Below are 15,679 nucleotides of genomic sequence, written 5' to 3'. Positions count from 1 at the left end.
TGAAAGTATAGCTTGAATCAATACGATATTAATAGAGGAGAGAAAGCCTTATGAAAACACGTAATCAAATTAAGTTGGCAAGTTTAGCAATTTTATTAGCGGGTACTACTCTATTTACACCTGGTTTTACTGTGAAAGCAGAGTCTACTCAAAATATTTCTAATTCGTCACAAGAACCTAATCAAAAGAATCGGAATGGATGGAAACAAGTAATGCAGGAAACAATACAAATTGGGGCACCAGGGGTATTAGCTAAGACGTCTAATAAAGGGAAAGTTAATAGTTATATTGCTGGCGTGGCGGATTTAATTACAAAGAAACCGGTGAAATCGGATTTTCGCTTTCGGATTGGTAGTGTGACGAAAACTTTTACCGCCACGACTGTTCTTCAATTAGTAGGAGAAAATCGCGTACAACTTGACGATCCAATTGAAAAGTGGCTGCCGGGTCTCGTGCAAGGAAATGGGTATGATGGAAATCAAATTACGATACGACAACTTTTGAATCATACGAGTGGTATCGCTGAATATTTAAAGTCAAAAGACGCTGACGTAATGAATTCGAAAAAAACGTATACAGCAGAAGAAATAGTGAAAATAGGTCTTTCTCTGCCTCCAGATTTCTCGCCGGGCAAAGACTGGTTGTATTCAAACACAGGATATGTAATATTGGGAATGCTTATTGAAAAAATAACTGGTAATAGTTATGCGGAAGAAATTGAAAAGCGAATTATTGAACCTCTGGACTTGCCAAATACGTTTTTACCAGGAAATTCACCCGTCATCCCAGGAAAGAATCATGCTCGTGGATATGTGAAAATGGAAGGAACAGGCGAGTTGAAAGACATTACGTATTATAATCCGAGTTTAGCTAATGCAGCTGGAGATATGATTTCTAATGCGGATGATTTAAACAAATTCTTTTCATCTTTACTCGGTGGTAAGTTACTGAAGGAACGCGAGCTAAAAGAAATGCTTACTACAGTTCCTGTAGAAGGAAAAGGGGTTGGGGATGGATATGGTCTTGGAATCTATGAGACTAAACTTCCAAATGGTGTCTCAGTATGGGGGCACGGAGGATCAATTCCTGGGTTTATGACTTTTGCTGGTGGAGTAATTGGAGGCAAGCATACATTTGCTGTCAATGTTAATTCTTTAGGTCCGGTTGATATTCTTACACAGTTTGATAAAATGATGCAAGTTGAATTTAATAAATAGATGAAGAAAAAGCGAATAGGTTTCTGCAATAGCTGTAAATAAAAGAGATGCTTTTTAAATTTCACAAATAAGGACAGTATTAACATTCATAATATGGTATTAAGTATATGTAGAACATAAATATGATACAAGTGTATTTCAAAGTGCAATTCAATCTTATAGTTTAGTATAAAAAGGATGTCAGTTGTATGACATCCTTTTTGTTGTGGGACAAAGAGGTGTTGTTTGTTTTGAAAATTGTTATTTTTGAGAGTATTCCATATAATGAGAGGTATAGGGGCTATACAGGGGAGTTATGAATGGATAATACTTTAGTTTGTTAATTATTTTGTTTTAATAAAAAAGTAAATTGATTTGGAGTGAAATACATTGGGACAAAATCAGTTTAGATGGAGTAACAAGCAATTACGAGAACATGTAGAAATAATAGACGGTACAAGAAGTCCACACAAATTATTAAAGAATGCAACATACTTAAATTCCTATATACGTGAATGGATGCAAGCAAATATTTGGATTTATGATGACCGTATTATATATGTAGGAGAAAAGTTGCCAGAGCAACTATATAAATGTGAAGTCATTGATTGTGATGGAAAGTATGTCGTTCCCAGTTACATAGAACCGCATGCACATCCATATCAGTTGTATAACCCAGAGACGCTAGCAAATCATGCGATGCAATTTGGGACAACGACTTTTATTAATGATAATTTAACTCTATTTTTCACATTAAAACGTGAAGAATCATTTCGTTTATTAGAGGAATTTAAAAAGATTCCAGCTACTATGTATTGGTGGTGCCGTTTTGATGGACAGACTGAATTGCAAAACGGGGAATCTTTGTTTAATAGTAAAGAAATAATAGAATGGCTGAAACAAGAAGCTGTTCTTCAAGGTGGGGAGTTAACAGCATGGCCAAAATTATTACATGGTGATGATGAAATGTTAACTTGGGTGCAGGAAACGAAGCGATTGCAGAAGAAAGTAGAAGGCCATTTTCCGGGTGCATCTGAAACGACTTTAGCGAAGTTAAAACTGTTAGGTACAGATTGTGATCATGAAGCGATGACAGGGCAGGAAGCTTTCACTCGTCTTATGCAAGGTTACACCGTTTCTCTTAGAAATTCTTCCATTAGACCGGATTTAGAAGTTTTATTAAAAGAATTGTTGGAATTAGGCGTGAAACAGTTTGATAGATTTATACTTACTACAGACGGCTCACATCCTTCGTTTTATGAAAATGGAATGACAAACGTAATGATTTCTACCGCGATAAAACAAGGAGTGCCAGTAATAGATGCATACCATATGGCAAGTTATAATATTGCTCGCTATTATAATATGGAACATGTACATGGTTCGATTGCGACAGGTAGAATTGCTAATATCAATATTTTAGAAAGTAAAGAAAACCCAGTACCAATTAGTGTCCTTGCAAAGGGGAAATGGGTGAAGCGTGACGGTGTAAATACGCATGAAGCATTACATATAGACTGGAGTAAATATAAAGTAACTCCATTATCATTAGATTGGTCAATAGAAAAAGAGGATATGATTTTCTCTAATAAAACGGGGATACACTTGTTAAATAACGTTATTACAAAACCATATACTAGTGAAATCAATATAGACTGTGATGAATTATCCACAGATCATGATGAATGCTTCCTCATGATGATTGCTCGTGATGGTACTTGGCGAGTAAATACAGTTGTAAAAGGTTTTGCGAAAGAATTAGGTGGTCTTGCTAGTTCTTATTCCGGCACAGGTGATATGATTCTCATTGGAAAAAGTAAAGAAGATATGCTTACAGCTTTTCGTAGAGTAAAAGAGCTCGGTGGTGGAATGGTCGTAGCAGAAAACAATGAAGTGTTACACGAAATAGCATTACCATTGCTCGGGATTATGTCTAATTTAAAAATGAGTGAATTAATACAGGAAGAGAAACAGATGGTGAAATTACTACAAGAGCGTGGCTACGCGTATGATGATCCAGCATTTACAATTTTATTCTTTTCTGCGACGCACTTGCCTTTTATACGAGTAACACCTATAGGATTATATGATGTAAAAAGTAGTAAGGTACTGGCTTCGCCGGTGAATTTAATAAAGCAATATTAAAAGGAAAGGCCCTATAATAGTCTAAATTATAAGGCCTTTTATATTATTAGTATAAGAATATTGTAAGCCTCAAATGATATAGTATCTAAATCATTTGAGGTGATATGTAAATATGAAAAAAATATTTTACATTTTAAGCATATTTATTCTGTGTGTATCGATACAACACGTTGTACATTCCCAATCAGATGCACCAAGGTTATCTTCGGATTGTCTCGAAGAAAGAAAAGTTCGAGATGAAAAGTATGTGAAGAATAAAATACAGGACATTAAATCCACATTTAATTTAAATATTGATGAACATAGTTTTTGGGAAGTAAGTAAAAGAGATCTGGAGGCTGCCCATTTGATGTATGGTGGAAAGGAAAATGATTCTTATTATAATTCGCTAACTAAAATTTATGATAGTGGTGGATTTAGCGAACAGCCCAGCTTATTTGTGAGGGCGCGAGAAGCATTTTTACTTTATAAAGAAAAAGATATTATCAATGTAATGAAACGCCTAAAACTAGACGTTGAAAAAGGGGAATGGCTCGTTATAAAAACGAAAAAGAAGAAAGGGAAAAAAGTGAAATTCAAGCCTTTGCAATGTGAAAAAGATTATATGAAAAAGAGAAATGAATAACAAAATACGTATTCATGCTGTTTTTATTCAATGATATTTTGCTGTTGATTTGAAATAGAAAAAGGTAAACGAACATATTAGCTTTATGGAATATGATTGTTTACCTTTTTTTGAGAGATTTAAAAATTGGGGATGTTTTTAGTTGGAAATTATGTACTGGCTAATGAACTTATAACATTCAATGAATTTGTTCTTCATAAACATTAGATTTTGTGTCAAATGATTTATACATTGCCGAACCACCTATGTATATTTTATTCTACAGTATTTATAAAAGAATATTGGCCATGCATAAGAAATATGATTGGCACAGTTTTTGCTTGTATTACATGTAAGGAAGGGAGATTGTATGTAAGGAATCTGTACTCGTAATAGTATAAAACAAGCTACTATTGCATTATTAATCATAGTTGTATTTATAGCGGAACTGTAAATACATACAAATAAGTAGGTTTTCGGTTTAAAAATTCTGAATTTTCTTTTAAATTATTAGGGGGCAATGGTATGGTTAAATATTCGAAAATTTCTAAGTGGATTCTTGGTGTTGGACTAGTGACAATAACATGTAATGGTTTGCAAATTCAAGCAGAGACAAAAGAGAAAAATGTGAAGAACGTATTACAAATGGAGCCGGTAGGAATACAGAAATCTGTTGATGAATTGGCGCACCCTTCAAAAGTACAAGAAAATGCATCTTTTACAAAACGGTTAAAATTAGCGGATTTATCGCAGCGTCCACTAGCACTAAACGATAATATTAAACCGTTAGCTGAAGAAAAAAAGTATTCAATGGCTGAGTTAAATCAATTAAATAATAAACAATTAACTGATCTTCTTGTGACAATTAAATGGTATCAAATTCCAGAATTATTTCAGTTTAATAGTGATAGTCTTAAATTCTATCAAGATGATAGTCGAATGCAAGCAATTATTAATAAACTAGCAGAACAAGGACAAGCTTATACGAAAGATGATTCAAAAGGGATTGAAACATTAGTAGAAGCTCTACGTGCAGCATTTTATTTAGGTTTTTACCATGATGAATTAAGCAAACTAAATGAGCGTAGCTACCATGATAAATGTTTACCAGCTTTAAAAACAATTGCAAAAAATCCAAATTTCAAACTTGGTACATCAGAACAAAATAAAGTAATTGCATCATATGGAAAATTAATTGGAAATGCATCAGCAGATGTTGAAACGGTTTTATATGCAGGTGAAATTTTTAAACAATATAATGATAATCTTGCAACTTTCATTGAAGACAGAACAAAAGGAGACGCTATATATGAGTTGATGAAGGGAATTGACTTTGATATTCAGACGGATATGTACACGACTGGAAAAGAGCCAAAAGATACGATGTGGTTTCGAAATATTGATAACTTTATTAATGAAGTAAATCGTTTTGCACTACTTGGTACAGTAACAAATAAAAACGGATGGTTAATTAATAATGGGATTTACTATGCTGGACGATTGGGCAAGCTTCATAGCACGCCGACAAAAGGACAACAAGTTGTTACAGATGCAATGCGAATTTATCCATATTTAGGAGAGCAATACTTTGTTGCGGCAGAACAAATTACTACAAATTATGGAGGAATAGATGCGAACGGAAAAACTGTAAATTTAGATCAAATTCGAGAAGAGGGTAAAAAGAAATATTTACCGAAAACGTATACGTTTGATGATGGAGCAATTGTCTTTAAAGCTGGGGATAAAGTTAGCGAAGAGAAAATTAAACGTCTATACTGGGCGGCAAAAGAAGTGCGTTCTCAATTTTATCGTACAGTTGGTAGCGATAAACCACTTGAAAGTGGACATGCTGATGATGTGTTAACGATGGTTATTTATAATAGCCCAGATGAGTATCAATTTAATCGTCAACTGTACGGATATGAAACGAATAATGGTGGGATTTATATTGAAGGGACAGGGACTTTCTTTACATATGAACGTACACCAGAGCAAAGTATTTATAGTTTGGAAGAATTATTCCGCCATGAATTTACGCACTACTTACAGGGAAGGTACGAAGTTCAGGGATTATGGGGACAAGGAGAAATGTATCAAAATGAACGTTTAACATGGTTTGAAGAAGGAAACGCAGAGTTCTTTGCAGGTGCAACGCGATTAGATAGTGTAGTACCGCGAAAAAGTATAATTGGTGGGTTATCTAATGATCCTGCAAAACGTTATACAGCATCACAAACATTAAATGCGAAATATGGAACGTGGGATTTTTATAATTATTCGTTTGCGCTGCAATCATATATGTATAATAAGCGCCCTGAAATGTTCGATAAAGTGCATGATTTGATTCGCGCAAATGATGTTTCAAGTTACGATGCATACCGTGCTACATTAAGCAAAGATAATAAGTTAAATGAAGAATATCAATCTTATATGCAAATGCTTATTGATAATCGCGATAAGTATACAATTCCACAAGTATCAGATGAGTATTTAACTCAGCATGATCCAAAATCGCTTTCCGACATTACTTCAGATATTACAAATGAAGCGAAATTAAAAGATGTGAAAGTAACAAAAAATAAATCACAATTCTTTAATACATTTACACTACAGGGGACATATACAGGAAGTGCGGCTAAAGGAGAAGTTGAGGACTGGAAAGTGATGAATGAAGCAACAAATGATATGTTGAAACGTCTTTCAGGAAAAGAGTGGACTGGATATAAAACATTGACTGCTTATTTTGTAAATTACCGTGTAAATAATGCTGGGCAATATGAATATGATGTTGTGTTTAGCGGAGTGAATACGGAAGAAGGTACGGCTGTAGAAAAAGAACCAAATAATTCATTTGAAACAGCAAACCCACTATCTTTGAATATTTTGTTAAGAGGAACCTTGAGTGATCAAGATCAGGGGGATAAATTTGTTATTGATGTAAAGGATCAAAAAGATTTACAAATTTCTGTTACGAACGAACAAAATCTTGGACTGAACTGGGTATTATATTCTGAATCAGATCTAAATAATTATGTAGCTTATGCAACAAAACGTGATGGAAACAAATTGCTTGGAAATTATAATGCAAAGCCAGGGAAATATTACTTAAGTGTATATAAGTATGGTGGTGGAACAGGGAATTATACGGTACAAGTAAAATAGTTTACTATAATTTATTTTGAAAGGAAACTTATTGCATTTTTTAGCAAAATAAAGTATGTAATGTTAAAAATTAAACTATATCAATATATCCCTGTTCTAATTATAGAACAGGGATATATTGGCTTTATATTTTTAAATTAAATAATCTCATTGGATTTTGACAAGAAAATAATTAATATAGATTTGAATTCTCATTCGTAAAGAATACTTTAATCTTCTTAATGCTCTTTCATTTCTGTCTCAATGCTTGTTTTCAAATCAGTTGATACTTGATTGAAATACCCCAAAACGATCTCCCTAATATCATCGGATATAACTTTCAAATCACTAGCTAAGTTCTCAGCGAGATGTTCTTTTTCTATCGGTTTTAACTTCGTATAAAATTCACCAGCCTGCGTAAAGTCATTCTGTTTTGTTATAGAAGTTCTTTCAAGTTTACCTTCAACGTACCTTCCATCACCGCTTGTAATTTGATTAGCGGGTGTCCAATCTTGCTGTTGGTTAATCGTTAATTTGCGAAATTCGGGACCAATTCTTCTTCTTTGTGAATCACTGTAAATGTTAGCGCGCCCTTGCAGCATTTTATCATCTGATAGTTCTGCACCATCCAGTAAATTAGAAGGGGAGAATGCGACTTTCTCTACTTGTTCCATAAAATTTTCAGGATTTTTATTTAATACCATTTTCCCGACTGGTATGAGAGGATACGCCTGTTCATCCCATACTTTTGTGTCATCTAAAGGATCATAAGATAGGTAAGCTTCATCTTTCGGATCCATGAGCTGGACGTATAAACCATACTCCACTGGTTTACCATTTTCAATAGCATCATATAAATCTTTCCCGCTATAATCAGGATTTTCAGCAGCTAGTTTAATTGCTTCTTTATTAGTAATGTACTGTACACCTTCAAATGGGTACCAATGATACTTTACATACTTTCGATTACCTTCCGCATTTCTCCATACATATGTATTAACACTATGTCCTGGAATGTGGCGAAGACTTTTGGCCGTACCATTATTAGAGTATAAACGGACAACAAAATGAATAGATTCAGGTGCTTTAGCGACAAAATTCCAAAATCTATTAGGGTCTATTAAGTTATTTTTAGGTGAAGGCAATAATGCTTGAATCGTTTCAGGGAAACGCATTGGGTCACGAACAGAAAAAACAGGAATGTGATTACATAAAAGGTCAAAAATTCCTTCTTTTGTATAAAATTTTGTAGAAAAACCGCGTACATTTCTAGCAGTATCCGGTGTTCCTTTTGTACTAACAGCTAACGAAAATCGCACCATAACAGGAACTTTCTCATTAGAATTTTGTAAAAAACTTAATTTAGTATGTTCAGACATCGAATATATCGTTTGAAAATAACCGAACGCACCAAATCCTTTTACATGAACAGGTCTTTCTAAAATTTTTTCATGAATAAATTCTTGTAATGACTCATGCAGTACACTATCTTGCTCTAGTACGGGTCCACGTGAACCAACTGTTTGAGAGTGAAGTTTAGCTTGTTCATTACGTTCGTCATTTTCATTAAAGTCTTTCCCTAGTATAGATTGCCCCTGTTTATCATAGTTTTCATCCATCGATATAGCCTCCAAATCTTTTTTGTCCATTGTTACTAAATATGATTCTATAGCCTTAATTATGTATGACACGCACAGTTCAAAGCAGTAACATACCGCTAGATGAAAAAAACACATATGTAGTGGACCTGTTGAAATAGAAGAAATTATGGAAAAATGAATATCGGGAAGAGAAAGCACACGTTTTACTAAAAAGGTGGAAGAAAACCACTATTAAAATTTCAATCTTAAAACTTAATTTATAAACGATTATATAGAGAATGAACGTTAAAAAAGGGAAAATAACTAGGAGGAATTTAATATGTCGGATTGGTTTCAATTAGATAAAGAATATATGATGTCTACATATTGTCGTACAGAGGTTGCAATGGAAAAAGGAGAAGGGTGTAAACTGTATGATGTAGATGGTAAAGAGTATTTAGATTTATTTTCTGGCGTAGGAGTAAATGTATTAGGATACAATCATCCTAAAATTGTACAAATGACAATGGAGCAAGTTGCGAAATCGTTGCATTTACCGTTTCATTTTTTAAACCCAGTTGCAATTGAGTATGCAAAGAAATTAGTAGATTGTACTTTAAAAAGCGGAAAAGTCTTTTTTACAAACTCTGGTACGGAAGCGACAGAAACGACATTAAAATTAATTGATAAATATAGATTTATTGCGAATGAAGAGCGTGATGGAGTAGTTGTGTTAAAAGATAGTTTTCACGGGAGGACGTTAGGGGCACTGCATTTTACGAGACAAGAAAAGGTATATCAAAATTTCCCTAAAACATCTATTCCTGTATATGAAGTAGAGCGCGAGAATATAGACCAATTAGAAGAAACCATTATTAAAGAAAATCCAATTGCAATTATGCTAGAGCCTGTTTTAGGTAGCGGGGGGATTTATCCTTTATCAAATGAATATTTACGTGGTGTTCAAAATTTATGTGAAAAATATAATGTACTTCTTGTCGTTGATGAAGTTCAAAGTGGTATGGGTCGAACGGGAAAATTATTTGCTTATCAAAATTTTAATATCACACCGGACATTATTCAAATTGGTAAAGGAGCAGGAGGCGGGATACCGCTAGGAGGAATTATTGTAGGTGAAAGGTTATGTGATGTATTTTCACCAGGAGATCACGGGACAACATTTGCTCATTCATCAATGGGAACAGCTTTAGGTTTAACTGTATTAAATACATTACTTGATGATGGGTTAATGCAAGAAGCTTATGAAACGTCACTATATTTGAATGACAAACTGCAAGATATTCAGAAAGAAAATGCTTATTATATTCAGGAAGTACGTCATGCGGGGATGATGTTTGGGATAAGTGTGAATGACACGAAAGAAAATGTGAAGAAATTACAGATTGAGTTAATGAATAAAGGGATGTTAGTCGATGTAACACAAGGGAATATTATTCGATTACTTCCGCCGTATATTATTACGAAAGAGGAAATTGACGCATTCACTTATGAGTTTATTTCCTGTATTCATAACATAGCTGCTACAGCAAGTATTTAAAAAAATATAAAAAAATATAAAAAGCTGAAGAAGGCGCTATTTTAGCGGCTTCTTCAGCTTTTTAAAATAGTAAATTACTTAACCTAGAGAGCATCTCATTGGACAAATAATTAATTATATGAAACAATAATAACAGATAAGGAGACGTTAATTTTCCTTAAGTGCTTCGAATTAATTTTATTCAATAAGAGAAGGTGTGCTTAAAGAAGTTAAATTAAAAAGGAGCTGTTTTATTATATGCAACAAAATAATGATTTAAATTTTGAACCTCAAGACGTTAATATTGTCAATCCTAAACAAGCCAGGAAAGCAGTAATTGCTACTGGTATAGGAAACGCAATGGAGTGGTTTGACTTCGGATTATACGCGTATTTAGCGGTTATCTTAAGTCAATTATTCTTCTCAGGTGTTGATAATAGTGGATTGCAACTTGTACTTACATTCGGTACATTTGCAGCAGCCTTTCTCGTTCGACCAATCGGAGGTGTATTCTTTGGTAGAATAGGAGATAAGTACGGCCGAAAAATCGTGTTAAGTACTACTATTATTTTAATGGCACTTTCTACATTATTCATCGCATTACTACCAACCTATGAACAAATTGGTGTATGGGCACCAATACTACTTTTAGTTGCCCGAATGATTCAAGGCTTCTCTACAGGCGGCGAATATTCAGGAGCAATGGTTTATATCGCAGAATCTTCTCCAGATAAAAAGCGTGGTATACTCGGTAGTGGTCTTGAAATTGGAACACTCTCAGGTTACATTGCTGCATCGGTAATTGTTACCATTTTGACGTTATTGTTAACAGATGAGCAAATGCTCAGCTGGGGATGGCGTATTCCGTTCTTAGTAGCTGCACCAATTGGTTTGGTCGGTTTATACTTACGCCGTCATCTAGATGAATCTCCAATCTTTGAAGAGATGGAAAAAGCACAAGAGGAATCTGAAGACAATGAACAATTTTCATTTATGGATATTATTAAATATCACAAAAAAGACTTCTTATTAAGCACAGTAATTGTCGCCTTCTTTAATATTACGAATTATATGATTCTTTCGTATATTCCTTCTTATCTAACTCAAGTACTTAAAGTCAAAGAAACAACGGGCTTATTAATTATTTCTATTACGATGGCACTTATGATTCCACTAGCACTATATTTCGGTAAATTAAGTGATAAAATTGGTAATAAACGCGTCGTGCAAATTGGTTTACTTGGTTTAACTGTATTTGCAATTCCAGCATTTTTACTAATAGGTAACGGACATATTGCAGCTATATTTGCAGGTATTTTCGTACTAGGTTTCTTCTTAAGTGTATATGAAGGAACATTACCTTCATTATTACCATCACTCTTTTTCACTGATGTACGTTATCGAGCACTTTCGATTTCATTTAATATTTCTGTATCGATATTCGGTGGAACAACACCGCTCGTATGTTCATACTTAGTTCATGCAACTGGTAACCCGCTTGCGCCAGCATTTTATTTGACGGGTGTAAGTATTATTGGATTAGTTGTATTTAGTGTATTATTTGTTACGACTTCAGGGCGTGCGCTAAAAGGTTCATATCCTACAGTAGAAACGAAAAAAGAAGCACACCTAATCGCTAAAGAAGACCCTGAAGAAACACTTTGGTGGCATGAAGAGTCATTAGAAATTGAAGCAGGTAAGAATGCTTCCATTTAAAAAGCAACGTAGAAGTATAAAAAGACTCCTATGAATATAGGAGTCTTTTTGTTACGTTATTTCTTTCGTTTCTTCAAACTTTTCTGATAGGCATAAAGCTTATGAATCTCTTCCTTAAATTCATGCAGAAGTACAATGCTTTTACCATTTGAATAGCGCACCGTATTATAAGCATCTATAATAATATCACTTTGAATATTTACATCTTCTTCATCATTTATTCTTTCTAGCCAAGCTTCAACAGTTTCTCCCCGTTTTCTATTTAAAGGAGGGGTTAACTTACTCTCTAGCTTGAAAATTTCCTTCCGAATTTCGTTATGCGGCGGTTTATTTCGTTTAAAACGATTTTGGTTCGTTCCTTCTTTATTAGTAATGATAGTAGATTCGAAGGCGGGCATATTTGGTAAACTGAATTGTTTTCGTTTTTTTACTATTTTCCAAACGACGTAAATAGCGATAGCTGTACATGCTATTATGGTAATGCTATTTATGAGTGTGGGGTCAAAATCAGGAAGTTTTTCCCCATTGTCTTCAATTTTAGGTTTTAAGAGATGCCCTTTACTTGCCCAAACCCCTTCAGTATCTTTCAATTCAGCTGCTATGAGAAATGGATTTATAACATAACCGACTCCTAACGCAACTACTTCTGTGATAAAGCTAAAAATAAGACGAATAAAAGGAAAAACTAAAACAAGTACTATACTCATTACACCAATCGTAATGATAGAAATGAAACGTAATAACTGTTGATTCCGATTTGCCCCAGTTAACCAAAATGTAATCATAATGTGTATAACTAATAGTAACAGCTTCCACAAAGGTGGAAAGGGCGCATAAAATATGGCTGAAATACTAAACCAAACAATACCGCCTAACGATTTTTGAACTGGATATCCTGGTCCGACTACATGTACGATAAAGAAGAAAAGCGGTAACATAATTGTGCCGAATAGAGAGAGTGGGAGAAGGAAAGAACAACCAATTATTTGAGTAATGAACAGTATGACAAATCCGTTTGTTTTTTTATTCATAAATTTATGAATAAGAAATACGCCTATATAGCCTGTTGCTAAAAATATGGCAATAGCAACAAGGTCATCCCTTTCTGTTAATAATGAAAGGAGGAGAAGCAAAATAAAGTCATTAACGTGATAGAGCCAAGTTTTCAACCGATTCCACCATCCCTTCGCTATTAATGAGGAACGTTGGCTGTGAGAGAAGAGGGAGTTCATTTTTCTGTAAACCAATGTATATCATTGTAGACGAACGTTCTCTCTTTCTCGTTACATAATGAAGGAATCCTTGTTTCGGAAGTAACGTACTATCATCTGAAATACGTGCTAATTCTTCTAAAGCTTTTGCATATTGTGTTTGCCCTTCATGTAACGATAAATGTAATGCACCACCTTCTGCTAATACACTAATAAATAATTCAAACGGTATGTGATGCTTCGTTGCATATTGGCAAATGTATGTTGCGAATGAAATTAAATCTTCAACATTATCTTTCCAACCAAATCCACGATCGGCAGCTAAAGAAAGACAAATCGTCCAACTATAATTTTTTACAGGTTCAAATTGCTTCGCTTGTAATTCCTGCATTTTAGCAGATGCCTTCCAATGAATAGAGCGGAAAGACTCACGCTCATATCGCTTTACACCGATAATAGATGTTTCATCATTGTAAAAAGAAAAATTAGTTCGATAAGAACCAGTTAGAAGTTGCTGAAGTTCTTGCAAACCTGCTACTTCTTTAGGAGAAGGATACACAATAATTTCAGTTTTTAACTTATCGAAAACAGGTAAGTGTACATTTAATAAATGAAAAGGATCTTTTAAAACGCATTCGAACTGTTCAATTTGAAACACACCACGTTTCGTTGCGGTTAATGTTAAATCCCATTTTTGCGCCGAATGTGCAGGTTGTGAAAATGGAAAAGAGAATAAAGTTTTTGACATTCGTTCAATTCCTTGATCTTTATGCTGTATAAGAGACGAATCTAAATGAAAATAACAAACACCATTAACGAGAGGGATATGTGCACCGTTTTTCAAATGAATAAAAAACTTTCCAGATTCATCAGGGAAAAGCCGAGTGGTTTGTCTCTCGTTTATAACTTCAAATTTTTTCTCTATGTAAGCGACATATTTATAAATGAAAATCGCAAATAAATAATAGGAGAAAAAGAGAAACATTATAATTCGTTGCGGCATAAAAAACGTAAATAGTATAGCGCCTGGCACAGTTAGTTGAATAATATGGAGTTGAAAAAATAAAGGTACAGTTACAACACGCTGTCCATTCATACTTGCTCAATCTCCACAGGTACGTCAACTTCTTTTAAAATACTTTGCATTATATCATTTTTAGTCGTGCGCAGTGCACCTTCCATTGATAAGACAATACGGTGATTCCAAACAGAAGGAGTTAAAAATTGTATATCTTCAGGGGTGCAATATTCTCTCCCGCGTAAGAAGGCTAATGCTTGAACTGCGCGCACTAAAGAAAGTGTGGCACGTGGGCTTACACCGTTAGCGATGTAATCGTGATTTCGAGTAGCTTGTGCAAGTTTAATTATGTAATGTTCTAACGGTTCTGATATGAAAATTTCTTTTATTCGTTTCTGTGATTCTAATATATCTTCTAAAGAGATAACAGGTGTGACACGTTCTAGCGGTATATCGTTACGAAAACGTCGCATCATTTGTAACTCATCTTCAGGAGTTGGATAACCGATTGAAATCGTCATTAAAAAGCGATCAAGCTGTGCATCTGGAAGAGGGAAAGTCCCTTGTGATTCAATTGGGTTTTGTGTTGCAATAACAAAGAACGGTTTTGGGAGAGGAGTAGACTGTTTTTCAAGCGTCACTTGTCTCTCTTCCATCGCTTCTAACAAACTAGATTGTGTTCTCGGCATTGCACGGTTAATTTCATCTGCTAGCAAAATGTTTGTCATAACGGGTCCAATTCTTAACTCAAATTCACTTGTTTTTGGGTTAAAGTATTCAATACCTGTTACATCACTTGGAAGTACATCAGGGGTAAATTGAACACGAGAAAAACTACCGCCAATACTTTTTGAAATGGTTTTCGCCAGTAACGTTTTCCCAGTACCAGGCACGTCTTCGAGTAGTACATGTCCATCAGCAAGCAGTGAAACAAGCAGTAGATCAATAACATTTTCTTTACCAACAAACACAGATCCTATGTTTTCTTTCAATTTATTTATCATATGTACCATTCCTTTCAGTATAAAAGAGCTAATATTTCTATATTTTAACAAATTATTCAGAAAATTAGTATGATTTTTTAATTCAAAGAAATAGATATTTAATTATTAAATTAAGCTTGCATATTTTGGAATATGATTATACAATATCGGTATACGATGTATCGTAAGTCGATATATCATAAGACGATGTATCGGAGGTAGTTATAATGAATGCGAAGGCGCAAAAATATATTCCGTTAACTGAGGCGACATACTACATATTATTGTCACTTGTAAAGCCAATGCATGGTTATGGAATTATGCAAATGGTAGAAGAGATGACAAATGGAGAAGTAAAACTCGGTCCTGGTACGTTATACGGGAATACGACGAAATTACTAAAAGAAAAATTAATTGTTGAAGTTGCCTCTACAGATAGAAAGAAGTGCTATGAGTTAACGCCGTTTGGGAGAGAAGTACTGGAACTGGAGTACAACAGATTACAGCGGTCTGTAAAGAATGGAAATAGTATATTAGGGGAGTGAATG

The 15,679-nt window shown here is 34.3% G+C and carries 11 protein-coding genes; 7 read left to right on the top strand and 4 right to left on the bottom strand.

Annotation, left to right across the window (positions count from 1 at the left end):
* Positions 1–50 precede the first annotated feature (50 nt).
* From ACUXVC_RS15160 to colA, 4 genes are all read left to right on the top strand, one after another.
* Entirely contained in the window at positions 51–1,217 is a 1,167-nt protein-coding gene (locus ACUXVC_RS15160; protein ID WP_446025735.1) for a serine hydrolase domain-containing protein, read from the top strand.
* A 369-nt stretch (positions 1,218–1,586) separates the two neighbouring features.
* Positions 1,587–3,341, top strand: a complete 1,755-nt coding sequence (locus tag ACUXVC_RS15155) for an adenine deaminase C-terminal domain-containing protein (RefSeq protein ID WP_053564129.1) — start codon at positions 1,587–1,589, stop codon at positions 3,339–3,341.
* A 112-nt stretch (positions 3,342–3,453) separates the two neighbouring features.
* On the top strand, positions 3,454–3,966 hold the full coding sequence (locus ACUXVC_RS15150) for a hypothetical protein (RefSeq protein WP_446025734.1): 513 nt from the start codon (positions 3,454–3,456) through the stop codon (positions 3,964–3,966).
* Between the two features lie 504 nt (positions 3,967–4,470).
* Positions 4,471–7,107, top strand: a complete 2,637-nt coding sequence (gene colA / locus ACUXVC_RS15145) for a collagenase ColA (RefSeq protein WP_095690646.1) — start codon at positions 4,471–4,473, stop codon at positions 7,105–7,107.
* 218 nt (positions 7,108–7,325) lie between these two features.
* On the opposite strand, the gene ACUXVC_RS15140 is transcribed toward colA, so the two are convergent.
* Positions 7,326–8,705, bottom strand: coding sequence for a catalase (locus ACUXVC_RS15140; RefSeq protein WP_000344192.1), 1,380 nt, complete (start codon positions 8,703–8,705; stop codon positions 7,326–7,328).
* A gap of 301 nt (positions 8,706–9,006) precedes the next feature.
* Between ACUXVC_RS15140 and ACUXVC_RS15135 the strand changes: the two genes are divergently transcribed.
* Positions 9,007–10,224 (top strand): aspartate aminotransferase family protein, encoded by a 1,218-nt coding sequence (locus ACUXVC_RS15135; RefSeq protein ID WP_001286459.1) that lies wholly within the window; start codon positions 9,007–9,009, stop codon positions 10,222–10,224.
* A 237-nt stretch (positions 10,225–10,461) separates the two neighbouring features.
* Entirely contained in the window at positions 10,462–11,919 is a 1,458-nt protein-coding gene (locus tag ACUXVC_RS15130; protein ID WP_001186932.1) for an MFS transporter, read from the top strand.
* A gap of 56 nt (positions 11,920–11,975) precedes the next feature.
* On the opposite strand, the gene ACUXVC_RS15125 is transcribed toward ACUXVC_RS15130, so the two are convergent.
* Genes ACUXVC_RS15125 through ACUXVC_RS15115 form a run of 3 tightly spaced genes read right to left on the bottom strand, consistent with a single transcriptional unit; the run spans position 11,976 to position 15,152 of the window.
* Positions 11,976–13,088, bottom strand: a complete 1,113-nt coding sequence (locus ACUXVC_RS15125) for a DUF4018 domain-containing protein (protein WP_144465307.1) — start codon at positions 13,086–13,088, stop codon at positions 11,976–11,978.
* A complete protein-coding gene (locus tag ACUXVC_RS15120; RefSeq protein WP_144465306.1) occupies positions 13,063–14,226 on the bottom strand; it encodes a DUF58 domain-containing protein in 1,164 nt (387 codons plus the stop codon). The genes ACUXVC_RS15125 and ACUXVC_RS15120 overlap by 26 nt, the downstream gene beginning before the upstream one ends.
* On the bottom strand, positions 14,223–15,152 hold the full coding sequence (locus tag ACUXVC_RS15115) for an AAA family ATPase (RefSeq protein WP_069355829.1): 930 nt from the start codon (positions 15,150–15,152) through the stop codon (positions 14,223–14,225). Before ACUXVC_RS15115 ends, ACUXVC_RS15120 begins: the two co-directional genes overlap by 4 nt.
* 206 nt (positions 15,153–15,358) lie before the next feature.
* Between ACUXVC_RS15115 and ACUXVC_RS15110 the strand changes: the two genes are divergently transcribed.
* A complete protein-coding gene (locus tag ACUXVC_RS15110) occupies positions 15,359–15,676 on the top strand; it encodes a PadR family transcriptional regulator (protein WP_000991890.1) in 318 nt (105 codons plus the stop codon).
* Positions 15,677–15,679: the final 3 nt, after the last annotated feature.

The sequence above is a fragment of the Bacillus sp. N6 genome (assembly GCF_052805735.1).
This window is presented reverse-complemented; position numbering and strand designations above follow the sequence as displayed.